Below are 15095 nucleotides of genomic sequence, written 5' to 3' on the forward strand. Positions count from 1 at the left end.
CCCCGGCAAGCTTCGCGCATGTCGCCTTCCCGTAAAGCCCATCTCCAGATCCACTTCTGCGTCCTGCTCTGGGGCTTTACCGCCATCCTCGGCAAGCTGATCACCCTGGCCGCCCTGCCCCTGGTCTGGTGGCGAATGTTGCTGGTCTCCGGAACCCTGCTCTGCGTGCCCCGGGTGTGGCGAGCGATACGCGCGCTTCCGCCAAAGCTGCTGCTGTCCTATGCGGGGATCGGCGTCATCGTCGCGCTGCACTGGCTGACGTTTTACGGCGCGATCAAACTGGCCAACGCCTCGGTCGCCGCGACGTGTATCGCGCTATGCCCCGCATTTCTGGCCGTGGTCGAGCCATGGGTGGCCGGACGACGCTTCGATCCACGCGAATTGCTGATCGGTGCCGCCGTCGTACCCGGCGTGGCGCTGGTCGCCGGCGGCGTGCCGGGTGAGATGCGGATCGGCCTCGCCGTTGGCGTGCTGTCCGCGTTGTTCGTGGCGTTCTTCAGCGCGTTCAACAAGCGGCTCATCGATAAGGCCGATTCGCTCACAGTGACCTGTATCGAGCTGGGCACGGGCACCCTGTTCCTTACCGTGCTTGCACCGTTCAGGCCGGGCACGGCATTCCCCGTGCCCGATCTGCACGACGGGGCACTGATCGTTTTGTTGGCCTATGGGTGCACGCTGCTGCCCTTCGTCCTGGCGCTGACGGCGTTACGGCATCTCACCGCCTTCGCGACGCAGATGGTGACGAATCTGGAGCCGGTGTATGCGATCGTCCTAGCCATTCCGCTGCTGGGAGAGCAGAAGGAGCTGGGCTGGGCGTTTTATATGGGGGTGGCGATCATTCTGGGCGCCGTGTTTGCTCATCCTTATCTGCATAGGGGTGAGAAGGCGGAGACGTCGGATCTGGTGGTGCCTTAGGGTCGCGCGCGGGCGCGCTCCTGCATGGGGCGTCGCGCGCGGGGCAGGCTTCTGCAAGGGATGTCGCGCGCGGGGCGCGCTCCTACAGGAGCTTTGCGTGGGGGATGGCGCTGTTTATGCCCGGCCGCGTGCGCGCATCGTGCGCTGGCGGCGCACGCGCTTACCGGAGGTGCGCACGCTGCCCTTGGTGGAGGCGGCCTTTTTTCGGGTAGACGACGGCTTGGCCGGCGTTTGCTGGCTGGATGTCTTCACGAGGTACTCCGGAACGAAAACCGGGAGGGTCCATCGTGGGACCCTCCCGGTGAAAAAGCCGCTAAGGCGGAGTCAGATCAGTTTGATCTCGCGCAGACGTTCCTGAAGATACTCGTGCGCCGTGATCGGCTCCGGGTAGCGCTTCGGGTTCTCGGGCGTGATGCAGGACGGCAGCACGTCCAGCACGACATCCGGGTTCGGATGCAGGAAGAACGGCACCGAATAGCGCGGCTTGCGGGCGTTGGCGTTCTGCGGGTTGGTCACGCGGTGCGTCGTCGACGGGTACACATGGTTGGTGAGGCGCTGCAGCATGTCGCCGATGTTGACGACGATGGCGTCACCCTCGGTGGTGATCGGCAGCCACTCACCTTCACGCGTGAGTACCTCGAGGCCCTCCGCGCTCGCGCCCACCAGCAGCGTGATGAAGTTGATGTCCTCATGCGCACCGGCGCGCACGTTGGGCACGTCGTCCTGCACGATCGGCGGGTAATGGATCGGACGCAGGATGGAATTGCCCGAGTCGATCTTGTCGTCGAAGAAACGCTCCGGCAGGTCGATGTGCAGGGCCAGGGCGCGCAGCACGCGCGCGCCGAGCTGGTCCAGCGCGTCGTAGATGCCGTAGCCCTTTTCCTTGAAGTCCGGCACCTCGGACGGCCACACGTTGGCCGGCATCACGTCGGCAAACTTCGAGTCGCGCGGGATCTCGCGACCGATGTGCCAGAACTCCTTGAGATCGGCGAACTTGCTGTCCTTGGCGGTCTCGACCTTGAACGGCGTGTAGCCGCGCGCACCGCCACCGCCGGAGATGTGGTACTGCCGCTTGGTCTCGTCGGGCAGCGCGAAGAAGCGCACGAAGGCGTCGTACGCGCCGTCGATGGCTTCCTTCGGGATGCCGTGACCGCTGATGCCGCAGAAACCGAATTCGCGATAGGCCGCGCCGAGCTCGGCGACGAAGGCGTCGCGGTCGGTCTCGTAACGACGGATATCGAGGGTGGGAACCTTCTTCATGCTGCTTCCGGATTTCGTTCAGGCGGTTGCCTGGGCCGCCGATTTTACGGCCTCGGCCAGCTGCCCCGCCAGACGTTCCACTTCGGCCGCGTCGGCGGCCTCGATGGTGACGCGGACCAGCGGTTCGGTACCCGAAGCCCGCAGTACGACGCGCCCGCGTCCTTCCAGTACGGCTTCCACCTCGGCAAGCGCCTGCTTCACCGTGTCGCTGCCCAGCGCCGCCTTGGCGCCCTGCACGCGCACGTTGAGCATCGTCTGCGGCAGCTTGACCAGACCGGCACGGGCCTCGCCGAAGGTCTCCCCCGTCTCGGCCAGGCATTCGAGCAGGGCCAGCGCGGCGACGATGCCATCGCCCGTGGTGAAGCGGTCGAGGCACAGCACGTGCCCGGACGTCTCGCCGCCGAGGATGCCGCCGTGTTCCTTGAGCTGCTGCAGGACGTAGCGATCGCCCACATTGGCGCGCACGAAGGGGATGTCCATCGCCTTCAGCGCACGCTGCAGGCCATAGTTGCTCATCAACGTGCCGACGACGGGACCCGGCAGGGATGCCTTGCGCTTCCAGTGGCGCGCGATCACGTACAGCATGTCGTCGCCATCGGTGACCGAGCCGTCGGCATCGACGATGCGGACGCGGTCGCCGTCACCGTCGAAGGCGATGCCCAGGTCGGCCCCGCGCTCGACCACGGCCCTGGCCAGCGCCTCGGGGGCCGTGGAACCGACGCCGCGGTTGATGTTGAGGCCGTCCGGCTCGGCACCGATGGTCGAGACCTCGGCCCCCAGCTCCGTGAACACCTTGGGCGCGACCTGGTAGGTGGCGCCGTGGGCGCAGTCCAGCACCAGACGCATGCCGCGCAGCGAGAACTCGTCGGCCACGGTGGACTTGCAGAACTCGGCGTACTTGGTCACCGCGTCGTCGACGCGGCGGGCCTTGCCCAACGCTTCGGACGCCACGGTGGCGAAGTCAGCCTCGAGCTCGGCCTCGATCTCGGCCTCGAGCGAATCGTCCAGCTTTTCGCCCTGCCCGGAAAAGAACTTGATGCCGTTGTCCTGGTGCGGATTGTGCGAGGCGCTGATGACGATACCGGCGTCGGCGCGCAGGGAACGCGTCAGGTAAGCCACGCCCGGTGTGGGCATCGGGCCGAGCAGGCGGACGTCGGCACCGGAGGCGACCAGACCGGCTTCCAGCGCGGCTTCGAACATGTAGCCGGACACGCGGGTGTCCTTGCCGATGACCACCAGCACCTTGCGGTTGGGGTCGCGGCGATCGGGACCGGCACCGGCCCCGCGGCGGTCGGCGGCGCGGCGGCGCGCCAGCACGGCACCGGCGGCACGGCCCAGTCGCAGGATGAAGTCGGCGCTGATCGGGTACGAGCCGACGTGGCCACGGATGCCGTCCGTACCGAAGTATTTGCGTTCGCTCATGGCTAATTCCTTTCCGGGGTTGGAAGGATACCTCCGGATGGGGGATGCCGCGTCGTCGCCTTGTCGGCTTTTCGCGCGCAGGGCGCGCTCCTACAAAAGCCGCCTGTAGGAGCGCGCCCTGCGCGCGACCCCGGCGCCCGCGCGCGACCCCGGCTCAGTCGTCGTCCGGCCAGCGCGGCATCGTGGGTTTGTCGACCCGGGCGGCGGTGTCGCCGGCCTGGACGGCGTGCTGCACGGCCAGGGCGTCCACCGTGGCGGCCACGTCGTGCACCCGGACCAGGATGGCGCCACGCTGCACGGCGATCAGGGCGGCGGCGACCGAGCCGGACACCCGGGCGCGCGGATCGTCACGACCGGTGATGGCGCCGATCATCGACTTGCGCGACAGACCGACGTACGCCCCGGCGCCGAGTTCCGCGAAGCGCCCCGTGGCGCGCAGCAGGGCCAGGTTGTGCTCGAGGTTCTTGCCGAATCCGAAGCCCGGGTCGACCAGCACCCGCCTGCGATCGATGCCGGCCAGTTCACACGAGAACAGCCGGTCGGTCAGGAAGCGATGGACCTCGCCGACCACGTCGTCGTAATCCGGCGCGTCCTGCATGCCCCGGGGCTCGCCCTGCATGTGCATCAGACAGACCGGCACCCGCAGATCGGCGGCGGTATCGAGCGCCCCCTCACGACGCAGCGCGAAGACATCGTTGATCATGCCGGCGCCTGCGCCGACGGCGGCACGCATCACCTCCGCCTTGGAGGTGTCGATCGAGAGCGGCACGGTGGTCGCCGCGGCCAGCCGCTCGATCAACGGGACCACGCGACGGATTTCTTCCGCGGCGCCGACGTCGTCCGCACCGGGGCGGGTGGACTCACCGCCGATGTCGAGCATGTCGGCGCCTTCTTCGACCAGGCGCAGGGCGTGCTCGTAGGCGGCGTCGAGCGTGTCGTACCGGCCGCCGTCCGAAAACGAATCCGGCGTGACGTTGACGATGCCGACGACACGCGGCCGGTCGAGGACCAGTGCGCGCCCGTTGCAGTCCAGCGAGGTGGCGAAGGGATTCATGGCTCAGCCCTGCTGCGGGCCGCCCATCGGGCCCATGAAGCGACGGTAATAGCGAAGCTCTTCGATCGAATCGCGGATGTCGGACAGCGCGGTGTGAGCGGAGTCCTTGTTGAAGCCGCGCGCGATGTCCGGCGACCAGCGACGCGACAGCTCTTTCAGCGTGGATACGTCGAGGTTGCGGTAATGGAAGAAGCGCTCCAGCTTCGGCATCTCGCGATGCAGGAAGCGGCGGTCCTGGCAGATGGAATTGCCGCACATCGGCGACTTGCCGGCGGGCACCCACTGCCTGAGGAATTCGATAGTGGCCGTTTCGGCTTCACCCGGTGCGGTGTCGGACTCGACGGCCCGACCCCAGAGGCCCGAGCGCATGTGCTGGTTACGATTCCAGGCGTCCATCTGCTGCAGGCGCGCGTCGGCATGCGAGATCGCGAAGACCGGGCCCTCAGCCAGAACGTTCAGATCCTTGTCGGTCACGATCGTGGCGATCTCCAGGATGGAGTCGTTGTCCGTGTCCAGACCGGTCATTTCCAGGTCGATCCAGATGAGGTTGTCGTCGTGCGCTGCGGTCATGGGGGCTCCTAACGGTGTCGCCCAGTCTAACGGCAGTGCGCGTGGAAAGCAGGTCGACCCATGAGATGATGTGCCGATGGCCGAACCGACCTTCTTCTGGCACGACTACGAAACCTTTGGCTCCGACCCGCGGCGGGACCGTCCCAGCCAGTTCGCCGGCATCCGCACCGACGCCAACCTGGAGATCGTCGGCGAGCCGCTGATGATCTACTGCCAGCCGCCGCGCGACATGCCGCCCCAGCCCGCCGCCTGCCTGATTACCGGCATCGCTCCGCAGCTGACCGCACGTGAAGGCCTGCGCGAAGCCGACTTCGCCGCCGCGATCCACGAGCAGCTGTCCGTGCCGGGTACCTGCACCGTGGGCTACAACTCGCTGCGCTTCGATGACGAGTTCACCCGGCATCTCCTGTACCGCAATTTCTACGAGCCGTACGGTCGCGAATGGGAGAACGGCAATTCCCGCTGGGACCTGATCGACCTCGTGCGCCTGTGTCAGGCGCTGCGCCCCGAGGGCATCGTCTGGCCGACCCGTGAGGACGGCCTGCCCAGCTTCAGGCTCGAGCACCTGGCCACCGCCAATGGGCTCAAGCAGGACCGCGCGCACGACGCGCTGTCCGATGTCGAAGCCCTGATCGCGCTCGCCCGCCTGATCCGCCGGCACCAGCCGAAGCTGTGGGACTGGTACTTCGCCCTGCGCCGCAAACAGCGTGTCTTCGAACTGCTGGACGTAGCGGCGATGACGCCGGTGGTGCACGTGTCGTCGCGTTACCCCGCCAGCCGCCAGTGCCTGACCGTGATCGCGCCGCTGGCGGCGCATCCGTCGCGCGCCGGAGAAATCATCGTCTACGACCTCACGGCCGATCCCGCCGACCTGCTCGCGCTGGACGACGGCGATGTGGCCGACCGCGTGTTCACGTCGCGCGCCGACCTGCCCGAAGGGGTCGAACGCATCGCGTTGCGCACGATCAAGGCGAACAACGCGCCGGCGCTTGCGCCGCTTTCCGTCCTGAAGGGTGCCGACCACACCCGCCTCGGCCTGGACATGGACGCGGTCGAACGCCATCTCGCCCTTTTGCGCCAGGCGGAAGGCCTCGCCGAAAAGGTGCGGCGCATCTACGGTCAGGCCGGCCAGTTTCCGCCGGCCGAGGATCCGGAACTCGCGCTGTACGGCGGCTTCCTGCCCGATGCGGACAAGCGGCTGCTCGCCGAAGTACGTGCCACGCCGCCCGACCAGCTGGGCTCGCGTGGCTTCACATTCCGCGACCCGCGCTACGCGGAACTGCTGTTCCGTTATCGCGCGCGCAACTGGCCCGAAACCCTCTCGGTACAGGAGCACGAGCGCTGGGAGGCGTTTCGCGTCGCGCGCCTCACCCGCAGGGGCCCGCTGACCTCGCTCACGCTCGACGAATACCAGCTCGAACTCACCGCCCTCCGCGCCCTGCCCGGCTCCCCGCTGCCCCTGCTCGACGAGCTGGAAGCGTGGGGCCACGAACTGCTCTGACACCCATGGCCCAGACTTATTTCACGCCTGCGACCTTTCGTTTCTTCAAGTCGCTCATGCGCAACAACAACCGCGAGTGGTTCCAGGATCACAAGGCGGATTACGAGCGTCACGTACGCGAGCCGTTCCTTCAGCTGATCGGCGACCTCGACGCGCCGCTGAAGAAGATCAGCCCGCATTACCGCGCCGATACGCGCAAGGTCGGCGGCTCGCTGTATCGCATTCATCGCGATACGCGCTTCGCCAATGACAAGCAGCCGTACAAGGGCTGGCAGGGATCGCGCTTCTTTCATGAGCGCCGGCATGAGATCCAGGCGCCCGGCTTTTATCTGCATATCCAGCCGGGCGAATGCTTCGCCGGTGGCGGCATGTGGCATCCCGAGCCGCCCGTGCTGAAGAAGCTGCGCGACTTTCTCGCGGACAACCCGGATTCATGGAAGCGGGCGACGCACGGGAAGGCGTTTCGCGAGCGCTTCGAGTTCTGGGGTGAAAGCCTGACGCGGCCGCCGCGCGGGTTCGATCCGAACCATGAGCTGATCGAGGATCTGAAGCGGAAGAATTTCGCCGCCGGGCAGAATTTCGATGAGGAGATGGCGTGCTCGTCGGAGCTGCTGCCGTTCGTGGTGGACAGCTTTAAGCGCCTGGCACCGATGGTGGATTATCTGTGTGCGGCGCAGGAGCTGGAGTTTTGAGGGGATCGCGCGCGGACGGGCATCGCGCGCGGGGCGCGCTCCTACATAGGGTATCGGCACCGGGTGCCGCCGTACCTGTAGGAGCCCGCCTTGCGGGCGATTCAACCCGCCTCAGTTCTCATACAACTCAATCGGCAAATCATCCGGGTCGGCGAAGAAGGTAAACCGCTTCCCCGTAAACTCGTCCACACGAATCGGCTCGCAATCCACGCCACGCTCCGCCAACGTCGCCACGACCGCATCGATATCGCCTACCGAAAACGCGAGATGCCGCAGGCCCTGCGCCTCCGGCCGTGACGGCCTCTTCGGCGGGGACGGAAACGAAAACAGCTCGATCTGCACGCCTGGGCTCACTTCCAGGTCCAGTTTCCACGAGTCACGCGCTTCGCGATACGCCTCGTGCACCACGCGAAATCCCAGCGTCTCGGTATAAAACGCCTTCGACTTCGCATAGTCCGAACAGATGATCGCGACGTGGTGAATGGCCTCGAGCATCCCCATCGTCACGCCTCCGAAAACGGGAATGCCAGCACGTCGGCAATCGCATCCGTACCGGCCAGCACCATCAGCAGGCGCTCGACGCCCAGCGCGACGCCCGCGCAATCCGGCATATCCGCGAGCACACTCAGCAAGCGCTCGTCGATCGGCACTTCGCGGTCGCCCCGCTCCCGCCGCTTCGCGTTGTCACGCTCGAAGCGTGCCCTCTGCTCGTCGGGATCGTTCAGTTCGTGGTACCCGTTGGCGACTTCGTACGGCCCGACATAGGCTTCGAAACGTTCGGCCACCGGCGGGTCGTCGTGACGGATCTTCGCCAGTGCACACTGGCTCGCCGGGAAGTCATACACCACCGTGATGCGATCGCGCGGAAAAAACGGCTGGATGCGATGGGTCAGCACGACGTCGAGCCAGTCGTCGCGTTCGAGGCCTTCGCCGTCGATCTCCGTGCCGCTCATGGCCGCCTGAAGTTTCTCGACCGGATCGACCAGCGGATCGATGCCCAGCGCGTCGTGAAACAGTCCGCGATACGTCGTCTCGTATACGCCGAACGTCTTGCCCGCCTGCACCAGCAGCCGCTCCAGCAGATCGATCACCTCGCGCGCCAGCTTCACGTCATCCCAGCCCACGCGATACCACTCGAGCATGGTGAACTCGGGGTTGTGCCTGCCGCCGGCCTCGCCGTTGCGAAACACGCGCCCCAGCTCATAGATGTCACCCGCGCCCGCCGCGAGCAGGCGCTTCAGCGGAAACTCCGGCGACGTACGCATCCAGCGCTCACGCGCACCGGCATCCACGTGGCCGGTGAAGCTGGCCGTAAAGCTCTGGATATTGGGATCCGTGTTTCCGGCGGCGGAAAGCATGGGCGTCTCCACCTCCATCACGCCGCGCTCGAGGAAGAACGCGCGAATCCGGCCCAGCGTCTCCGCCCGCAGTCTCAAAGCCTCGCGCCCCCGCGGGAGCCAGCCCTTTCGGCGATGGTCCGCTGTCACGGCGCCGCCCCATGCTCGGCCAGCAACGCCACCAGATCCGCCTCCGTATAAACCGGCACGCCCAGCTCCTTCGCCTTATCGAGCTTCGACCCCGCGGCCTCACCGGCGAACACCGCCGTCGTCTTCTTCGAAACCGACCCCGCCACCTTGGCGCCGAGACCTTCCAGCCGCTCCGTCGCGTCATCGCGCTTCAGCGCTTCCATCGTGCCAGTGATCACATAGGTCAGCCCTTCCAGCGGCAAGGCCGCCGCCGCCTTCGCAGGCAAGGCCTCCGCCAGCCGGGCCATCGCCTCCGCACTGGCACGCAGAGCCGCCGCGCGATCGCTGTCGGCGAGGTAAGCACTGAGATTCGACGCCGCCGCCTGCGGCACACCGGCGACGATCCACTGGTGCTCGCCGGCCTTGATCAGCGCATCGAGGTTCGCGTAGTTCTTCGCCAGCGTCGCCGTGCTCTTCGGCCCCAGCTTGGGCACCTTCGCCGCATCGAGCAGCACATCCAGCCCCAGCCGCTCACGCAGCTTCGGCGACGGCGCGCCCTCGTCGGCGAAGACGATTCCCGCACCGATCAGGGCATCGACGACCTTCTGGTTACCTTCCTGCTCGAAGAAGGCGGCGATCGACGTCGCCACTTCGTCGCCGATATCGGGCAGCACTCGCAGCACCGGTGCCGGCGTATGTCGCACGAACTCCAGCGAACCGAGCCAGGACGCCAGCGTTTTCGCCGTGCTCTCGCCGATATGCATGATGCCGAGACCGAACAGGAAGCGCGGCAGCGTCGACTGTTTGCTGGCCTCGATGGCGGCTACGAGATTCTCGGCCCACCGGGTCGCGACCTTGCCCTGCTTCACCGTCTCCGGTGTCGAACCGTCGCGCTCATCGGCCAGCGTCTTCATCTGCACGAAGCGGTCGACGGTCATCGCATACAGATCGGCTGGCGTGTGCACCATGTCGAACTCGACCAGCGCGTCGACGAAGCGATCGCCCAGGCCATCGATGTCCATCGCGCGACGCGAGGCGAAGTGAATCAGCGCCTCCTTGCGTTGCGCGGCGCAGATCAGGCCACCGGAGCAGCGATACGCCGCCGCGCCCTCTTCGCGGAGCAGTTCGGATCCGCATACGGGACATGTCGCAGGCATCCGCCAGGCGACGGTCCCCGCAGGCCGGCGCTCTTCCACCACGCGCGCGACTTCGGGAATGACGTCGCCGGCGCGGCGCACGATCACCGTATCGCCGATGCGGACGTCGAGGCGGGCGACCTGGTCGGCGTTATGCAACGTCGCATTGGTCACGGTGACGCCACCGACCTGCACCGGCGTGAGACGCGCCACGGGCGTTGCCGCACCCGTGCGACCGATCTGGATCTCGATCGCCTCGACGGTGGTCATCTGCTCCTGCGCCGGATACTTGTGAGCGATCGCCCAGCGCGGTGCGCGCGAGACGAAGCCCATTTCCTGCTGGCCTTCGTAATCGTCGAGCTTGTAGACGACGCCGTCGATGTCGTACGGCAGACTGTCGCGCTTCTCGCCGATCTTGCGGAAGTAGGTGATGAGACCCTCGAAGCCTTTCGCTGTCGATACTTCCGGCGATACGGGAAACCCCCATTCGCGCAGCTTCGCCAGCGTCGCGGAATGCGTATCCGGCAGCTCGCCGTCCTCGACCAGACCGATCGCATAGGCGAAGAACGCCAGCGGACGCTTCGCTGTGATGGCGGGATCCAGCTGACGCAGCGAACCCGCGGCGCCATTGCGCGGATTGGCGAGCGGTTTCTCACCGGCTTCGCGGGCACGCTCGTTGAACTTCTCGAAGCCGGCGCGCGGCATGATCACCTCGCCACGCACTTCCAGCACGCGCGGCCAGTCCGAACCGCGCAGGCGCAGCGGAATCGCCTTCACCGTGCGCAGGTTGGCGGTGACGTCCTCACCGACCGCACCGTCGCCGCGTGTGGCGCCCTGTACGAAGACGCCGTCCTCATAACGAAGACTGATGGCGAGGCCATCGAGCTTGGGCTCGACGGAAAACACGGGTTGCTTGCGGCCCAGGGTCTGTTCGATACGGCGCTCGAAGTCGGCGACCTCGCGGTACTTCTCGCGGTCGGTGTCGCCCTCCTGTTCGAAGGCGTTGCCCAGCGACAGCATCGGCAAGGCATGTATGACTTCGGCAAAACCGCCATGGGCTCGCGCACCCACGCGACGCGTCGGCGAGTCGAGTGCGGCCAGATCGGTGTATTCGGCTTCGAGCGCCTCCAGCTCGCGCATGAGACGGTCGTACTCGGCGTCGGCAATATCGGGATCGTCGAGGACGTGGTAGCGGTAGTTCGCATCCTCGATGCGGCGGCGCAGCTCGGCGGCGCGCGCGACTTCAGCTTCGGGGGCGGTGGCTTGAGGCATGTGCAGGGTCCGTGATGGCATGAGCGAAGCAGACGCGACCCTGAACTGTCGGCCGAAGGCGCGTCAAAAGCAAGGTTTCGATCCGCTATAATCGCCCGGATCATGCCCCCGACCGACGTCATTGACACCCCCATTTCGACCGACGTCCACGCCTTACCCACCGATCGACCGGCCCTCGCTCCGGCAGAGCCGTCCAGCAAGGCGCGTTATCGCGGCCTGATCTGGCTGGTGTCGGCCGCATTCTTCATGCAGGCGCTGGATTCGACGATCGTCAACACCGCGGTGCCCGCCATCTCCCACGCGCTGCAGGTGACGCCGCTGAGCATGCGCACCGCCCTCACCAGCTACGTGTTAACGCTGGCGATCTTCATCCCGATGAGCCCGTGGCTGTGCGATCGCTTCGGCACACGCCGCGTGTTCGGCGGCGCGATCCTGGTCTTCGCGCTGGGCTCATTGCTGTGCGGTGTGGCCCAGAGCCTGCCGCAGCTGGTCGCCTCGCGTATCGTCCAGGGCCTGGGCGGCGCGGCGCTGATGCCGGTGGGTCGCTACGTACTGGTGCGCAGTATCGATCGCCGGGAGTTCGTCAGTTCGATGACGACGGTAGCCACCTTCGGCCTGCTGGGATCGGTGGTCGGCCCGCTCGTCGGCGGCGCGCTGGTCGAGTTCACCAACTGGCGGCTGATCTTCCTTATCAATGTCCCGGTCGGCATCGTCGGTCTGCTGCTGAATCGCCGCGAGATGCCGGACTACCGGCTGGATACCGCGCACCGTTTCGATACGCTGGGCTTTATCCTGTTTGCCGGCGCATCGGCGCTGCTGCTGATGGCCGCCGAGACCGCCGGTGGCGACGGCCACTGGCCCCTCGTGCTCGGTTATGCGGTTGCCGCGATCGCGACGGGCATGCTTTACGTCCGGCATAGCCGTCGTACCGAGTTCCCGGTGAGCGACCTCTCGCTGCTGAAGGTGCGCAGCGTGTGGGTTTCGCTGGCCGGCAACCTGTTCACGCGGCTGGGCGTTTCCGGCATGTATCTGCTGCTGGTGCTGTTCCTGCAGATCGGTTGCGGCTGGTCGCCCCTCGTAGCCGGCATGATGATGGTGCCGCAGGCGATCGGCTCGATCTCGGTCAAGCCTTTCATCAACCGTCTGCTCACTCAGTTCGGCTATCGCCGCCTGCTGCTCGGCAACACCATCGCCGTCTCGGCCGTCCTTTGCTCCTTCGCGCTGCTTTCGGCCGACACGCCGGCCTGGGTCACCGTCATTTTCGTCTACGTCTACGGCGCGGTGATGTCCTTGCAGTACACCTCGATGAACACGCTGGCCTATGTGGACCTGGACGTGCAGTACGCCTCGCAGGCGTCCTCGATGGCCTCGACCGCGCAGTACCTGTCGATGAGCTTCGGCATCGCACTGGCATCCTTGCTGATGGCCGGCTTCCTCGGTTCGCATAACGCCCAGGGCTATGTCTGGGCGTTCCGCTGGTCGGTCATCGTGCTCGGCCTGATCACCCTCAGTGCCAGCTGGATCTTCAGCCGTCTGCACGATCCGCGGACGGCGCCCGATCGCTCTTCGACGCCTGGTAAGCGGTAAGCGCGTCGTCGCGCGTCGCCTTCAGATCGACCAGCGGGCGCGGGTAGCCCGACGCCTTCAGGAACGCTTCGTCTTCCCACGGCGCATGCACCAGACGTCCGGGCGCATCGCGAAGCTCAGGCACCCACCGCCGGATGTATGCCCCGTCCTTGTCGAATTTCTCCGACTGCGTCACCGGGTTGAAGATACGGAAGTACGGCGCGGCATCGGCGCCGCTGCCCGCCACCCACTGCCAGCCCAGCGCGTTGTTGGCCAGGTCCGCGTCGACCAGCGTGTCCCAGAACCACTTCGAGCCCAGCACCCAGTGCTGACGCATGTTCTTCGTCAGCAGGCTGGCGACCAGCATGCGCACGCGGTTGTGCATCCAGCCGGTGGCCCAGAGCTGCCGCATGCCCGCATCGACGATGGGGATGCCCGTCTTGCCCTGCTTCCAGCGGCGCAACGCATGCGCATCGCGCTTCGCCCAGGGGAATCCGTTGAACTTCGGGTTGAAGTTTTCTTTCGGGGTTTTGGGGAAGTGGAACAGCAGGTGATGCGCGAACTCGCGCCAGCCGAGCTGCCGCAGATAGGGCTCGATGTCGGGCTTTTTCTTCGTCCTTGCCGCGTGGGCGCGCAGACCCGCGGCGATCTGGAGGGGCGATATCTCACCCCAGTGCAGATGCGGCGACATCCTTGACGTGCCATGCCTCGCAGGCAGGTCGCGACCTTCCACGTAGTGGCCCACGGCATCATCGGCAAAGAGTTCGAGCATCTCGTGAGCGCCCCGCTCGCCCGGCGTCCATTCGTCGAAGCCTCTGGCCCAGTCGAGTGTCGGCAACAGCGCCAGGTCGTCCAGCGCCACCGACGTCGGCAGGCTCGCCAGGTGCATGGGGGACGGCGCCTCGACCGGCCCGACCTCGTCGATCCGCGTGCGGAGGTTGCGCCAGAACGGCGTGAACACCCGGTAGGGCTCGTCCTGTTTCGTGGCGATGTCCCAGGGCTCGCACCACAGCGACGCGTTGAACGAGGCGACGTCGATACCGTCCTCCTCCAGCGCCTTGCGCACGGCCTTGTCGCGACGGATGACCTTCGGTTCGTAGAGCCGGTTGAAGTACACGGCCGTGGCGCCGGTCGCCTCGACGGCGGCGCGCAGCGAATCGAGGCTCGACCCATGCAGAATCTGCAGCGACCCGCGGTGTGCCCCAAGCGAGGCATCCAGGGCCGCCAGTGAATGGTGCAGCCACCAGCGCCCGGCGGCGCCGGGTGCCCACTCGCCCTCCTCCTCCGGGGCGTGGATGTACAGCGGCACGACGTGGTCGTGCGCCTTCATCGCCTCGACGAGAGCGGGGTTATCTGCAAGACGAAGATCGCGGCGGAACCACAGGATGGCGGTAGTCATGCCCCTAGTATCCAGTCTTTGTGTGAAGTGTGAATCGTGCTCGCCATCCATTCAGCAGCGATGCTTAGACTGGTCCCACTACGGCACCGTCCCCGCCGTTCGAATGAGGAGTTTTCCATGAACGTCAAGACCGTCCTCGGCCTTCCCCTGGCCGCCCTGCTCGCCACGGCGGCAGTCGCGCCGGCCTCGGCCGCCACGCTGACCCGCAGCGACGGCATCTACGTCCGCTGCGACCAGTGCGGCGTCGTCCAGAGCATCGAACACAACGTCGTCCAGGGCCGCGACCACGGCACCGCGGGTGCGGTCATCGGCGCCATCGCCGGCGGCGTACTCGGCAACCAGGTCGGCAGGGGCAACGGCCGCAAGCTGGCTACCGTCGGCGGCGCGGTGGGCGGCGGCTTCGCCGGTAACGCGATCGGCAAGGGCGGCGGCAGCGAGAGCTACACGCTGCGTCTGAAGATGGGCGGTGGTGGGTACACCAATGTCCAGGTGAAGGATGCGAGCGCCATTCGCCAGGGCGACATCGTGGTGGTGGACGAGAACGGGAACGTGTCGCGGGTGCAGTAACAGGCGCTCCGACTTCTTCGCTGTTCGAAGGCCGGTCTTTTGACCGGCCTTTTTTGTGTGCTTTAAGCTGAGGGCTCGGCTTCGCCATCGCGTTTGGCTCTCCGCGTTCGTGCGGCACGAGCAAGAGCCGGCGGGTGCCACCCTCGCGCCCACGCCTGCGGCGACCCCTCAAGGAAAGGCCGCTACCGCGGCCGTGTATCAATGGCCTTCGGCCGGGTCGGGCTCCGACTGGGGGTTTTCGAGTCGGCTGTCCCTGCCTCCCCGAAAACGGCCGG

The 15095-nt window shown here is 66.5% G+C and carries 14 protein-coding genes; 5 read left to right on the plus strand and 9 right to left on the minus strand.

What is annotated here, in order from left to right; all coding sequences use genetic code 11:
• Window positions 1–18: 18 nt before the first annotated feature.
• A complete protein-coding gene (locus tag B5X73_RS01745) occupies window positions 19–915 on the plus strand; it encodes a DMT family transporter (RefSeq protein WP_079520313.1) in 897 nt (298 codons plus the stop codon).
• Between the two features lie 114 nt (window positions 916–1029).
• On the opposite strand, the gene B5X73_RS20860 is transcribed toward B5X73_RS01745, so the two are convergent.
• The 5 genes from B5X73_RS20860 to orn form a co-directional block, all read right to left on the minus strand.
• Window positions 1030–1167 carry a hypothetical protein gene (locus B5X73_RS20860; protein ID WP_176167683.1) on the minus strand — a complete coding sequence of 46 codons (138 nt, stop codon included), beginning with the start codon at window positions 1165–1167 and terminating at the stop codon, window positions 1030–1032.
• 72 nt (window positions 1168–1239) lie between these two features.
• Window positions 1240–2175 carry an isopenicillin N synthase family dioxygenase gene (locus B5X73_RS01750; RefSeq protein WP_079520314.1) on the minus strand — a complete coding sequence of 312 codons (936 nt, stop codon included), beginning with the start codon at window positions 2173–2175 and terminating at the stop codon, window positions 1240–1242.
• An 18-nt stretch (window positions 2176–2193) separates the two neighbouring features.
• On the minus strand, window positions 2194–3597 hold the full coding sequence (glmM, locus tag B5X73_RS01755) for a phosphoglucosamine mutase (RefSeq protein ID WP_079520315.1): 1404 nt from the start codon (window positions 3595–3597) through the stop codon (window positions 2194–2196).
• A 154-nt stretch (window positions 3598–3751) separates the two neighbouring features.
• On the minus strand, window positions 3752–4651 hold the full coding sequence (gene folP / locus B5X73_RS01760) for a dihydropteroate synthase (protein WP_079520316.1): 900 nt from the start codon (window positions 4649–4651) through the stop codon (window positions 3752–3754).
• Between the two features lie 3 nt (window positions 4652–4654).
• Window positions 4655–5221 carry an oligoribonuclease gene (orn, locus tag B5X73_RS01765; RefSeq protein ID WP_036112618.1) on the minus strand — a complete coding sequence of 189 codons (567 nt, stop codon included), beginning with the start codon at window positions 5219–5221 and terminating at the stop codon, window positions 4655–4657.
• A 76-nt stretch (window positions 5222–5297) separates the two neighbouring features.
• Here orn and sbcB point away from each other — a divergent pair, with 76 nt between their 5' ends.
• Both sbcB and B5X73_RS01775 read left to right on the plus strand, forming a co-directional pair.
• On the plus strand, window positions 5298–6722 hold the full coding sequence (gene sbcB, locus B5X73_RS01770) for an exodeoxyribonuclease I (RefSeq protein ID WP_079520317.1): 1425 nt from the start codon (window positions 5298–5300) through the stop codon (window positions 6720–6722).
• A 5-nt stretch (window positions 6723–6727) separates the two neighbouring features.
• Window positions 6728–7414 (plus strand): DUF2461 domain-containing protein, encoded by a 687-nt coding sequence (locus tag B5X73_RS01775; protein WP_043694491.1) that lies wholly within the window; start codon window positions 6728–6730, stop codon window positions 7412–7414.
• A 111-nt stretch (window positions 7415–7525) separates the two neighbouring features.
• Here B5X73_RS01775 and B5X73_RS01780 read toward each other — a convergent pair whose 3' ends face one another.
• The 3 genes from B5X73_RS01780 to ligA are packed head-to-tail and all read right to left on the minus strand — an operon-like array spanning window position 7526 to window position 11288.
• A complete protein-coding gene (locus B5X73_RS01780; protein WP_079520318.1) occupies window positions 7526–7915 on the minus strand; it encodes an SMU1112c/YaeR family gloxylase I-like metalloprotein in 390 nt (129 codons plus the stop codon).
• A gap of 2 nt (window positions 7916–7917) precedes the next feature.
• Window positions 7918–8850: an EF-P lysine aminoacylase EpmA gene (epmA, locus tag B5X73_RS01785; RefSeq protein ID WP_254857195.1), complete on the minus strand. Its 933-nt coding sequence runs from the start codon at window positions 8848–8850 to the stop codon at window positions 7918–7920.
• 47 nt (window positions 8851–8897) lie between these two features.
• Window positions 8898–11288: an NAD-dependent DNA ligase LigA gene (ligA, locus tag B5X73_RS01790; protein WP_079520320.1), complete on the minus strand. Its 2391-nt coding sequence runs from the start codon at window positions 11286–11288 to the stop codon at window positions 8898–8900.
• A 102-nt stretch (window positions 11289–11390) separates the two neighbouring features.
• Between ligA and B5X73_RS01795 the strand changes: the two genes are divergently transcribed.
• Window positions 11391–12875 (plus strand): MFS transporter, encoded by a 1485-nt coding sequence (locus B5X73_RS01795; protein WP_079520321.1) that lies wholly within the window; start codon window positions 11391–11393, stop codon window positions 12873–12875.
• Here B5X73_RS01795 and B5X73_RS01800 read toward each other — a convergent pair.
• Window positions 12814–14253: a cryptochrome/photolyase family protein gene (locus B5X73_RS01800; RefSeq protein WP_079520322.1), complete on the minus strand. Its 1440-nt coding sequence runs from the start codon at window positions 14251–14253 to the stop codon at window positions 12814–12816. The genes B5X73_RS01795 and B5X73_RS01800 overlap by 62 nt on opposite strands.
• A gap of 117 nt (window positions 14254–14370) precedes the next feature.
• Here B5X73_RS01800 and B5X73_RS01805 point away from each other — a divergent pair, with 117 nt between their 5' ends.
• Window positions 14371–14820: a glycine zipper 2TM domain-containing protein gene (locus tag B5X73_RS01805; RefSeq protein ID WP_036112607.1), complete on the plus strand. Its 450-nt coding sequence runs from the start codon at window positions 14371–14373 to the stop codon at window positions 14818–14820.
• Window positions 14821–15095 lie beyond the last annotated feature (275 nt).

Origin of the sequence: Luteibacter sp. 22Crub2.1 (assembly GCF_900167995.1) — a bacterium.
GTDB classification, from domain to species: Bacteria; Pseudomonadota; Gammaproteobacteria; order Xanthomonadales; family Rhodanobacteraceae; genus Luteibacter; species Luteibacter mycovicinus.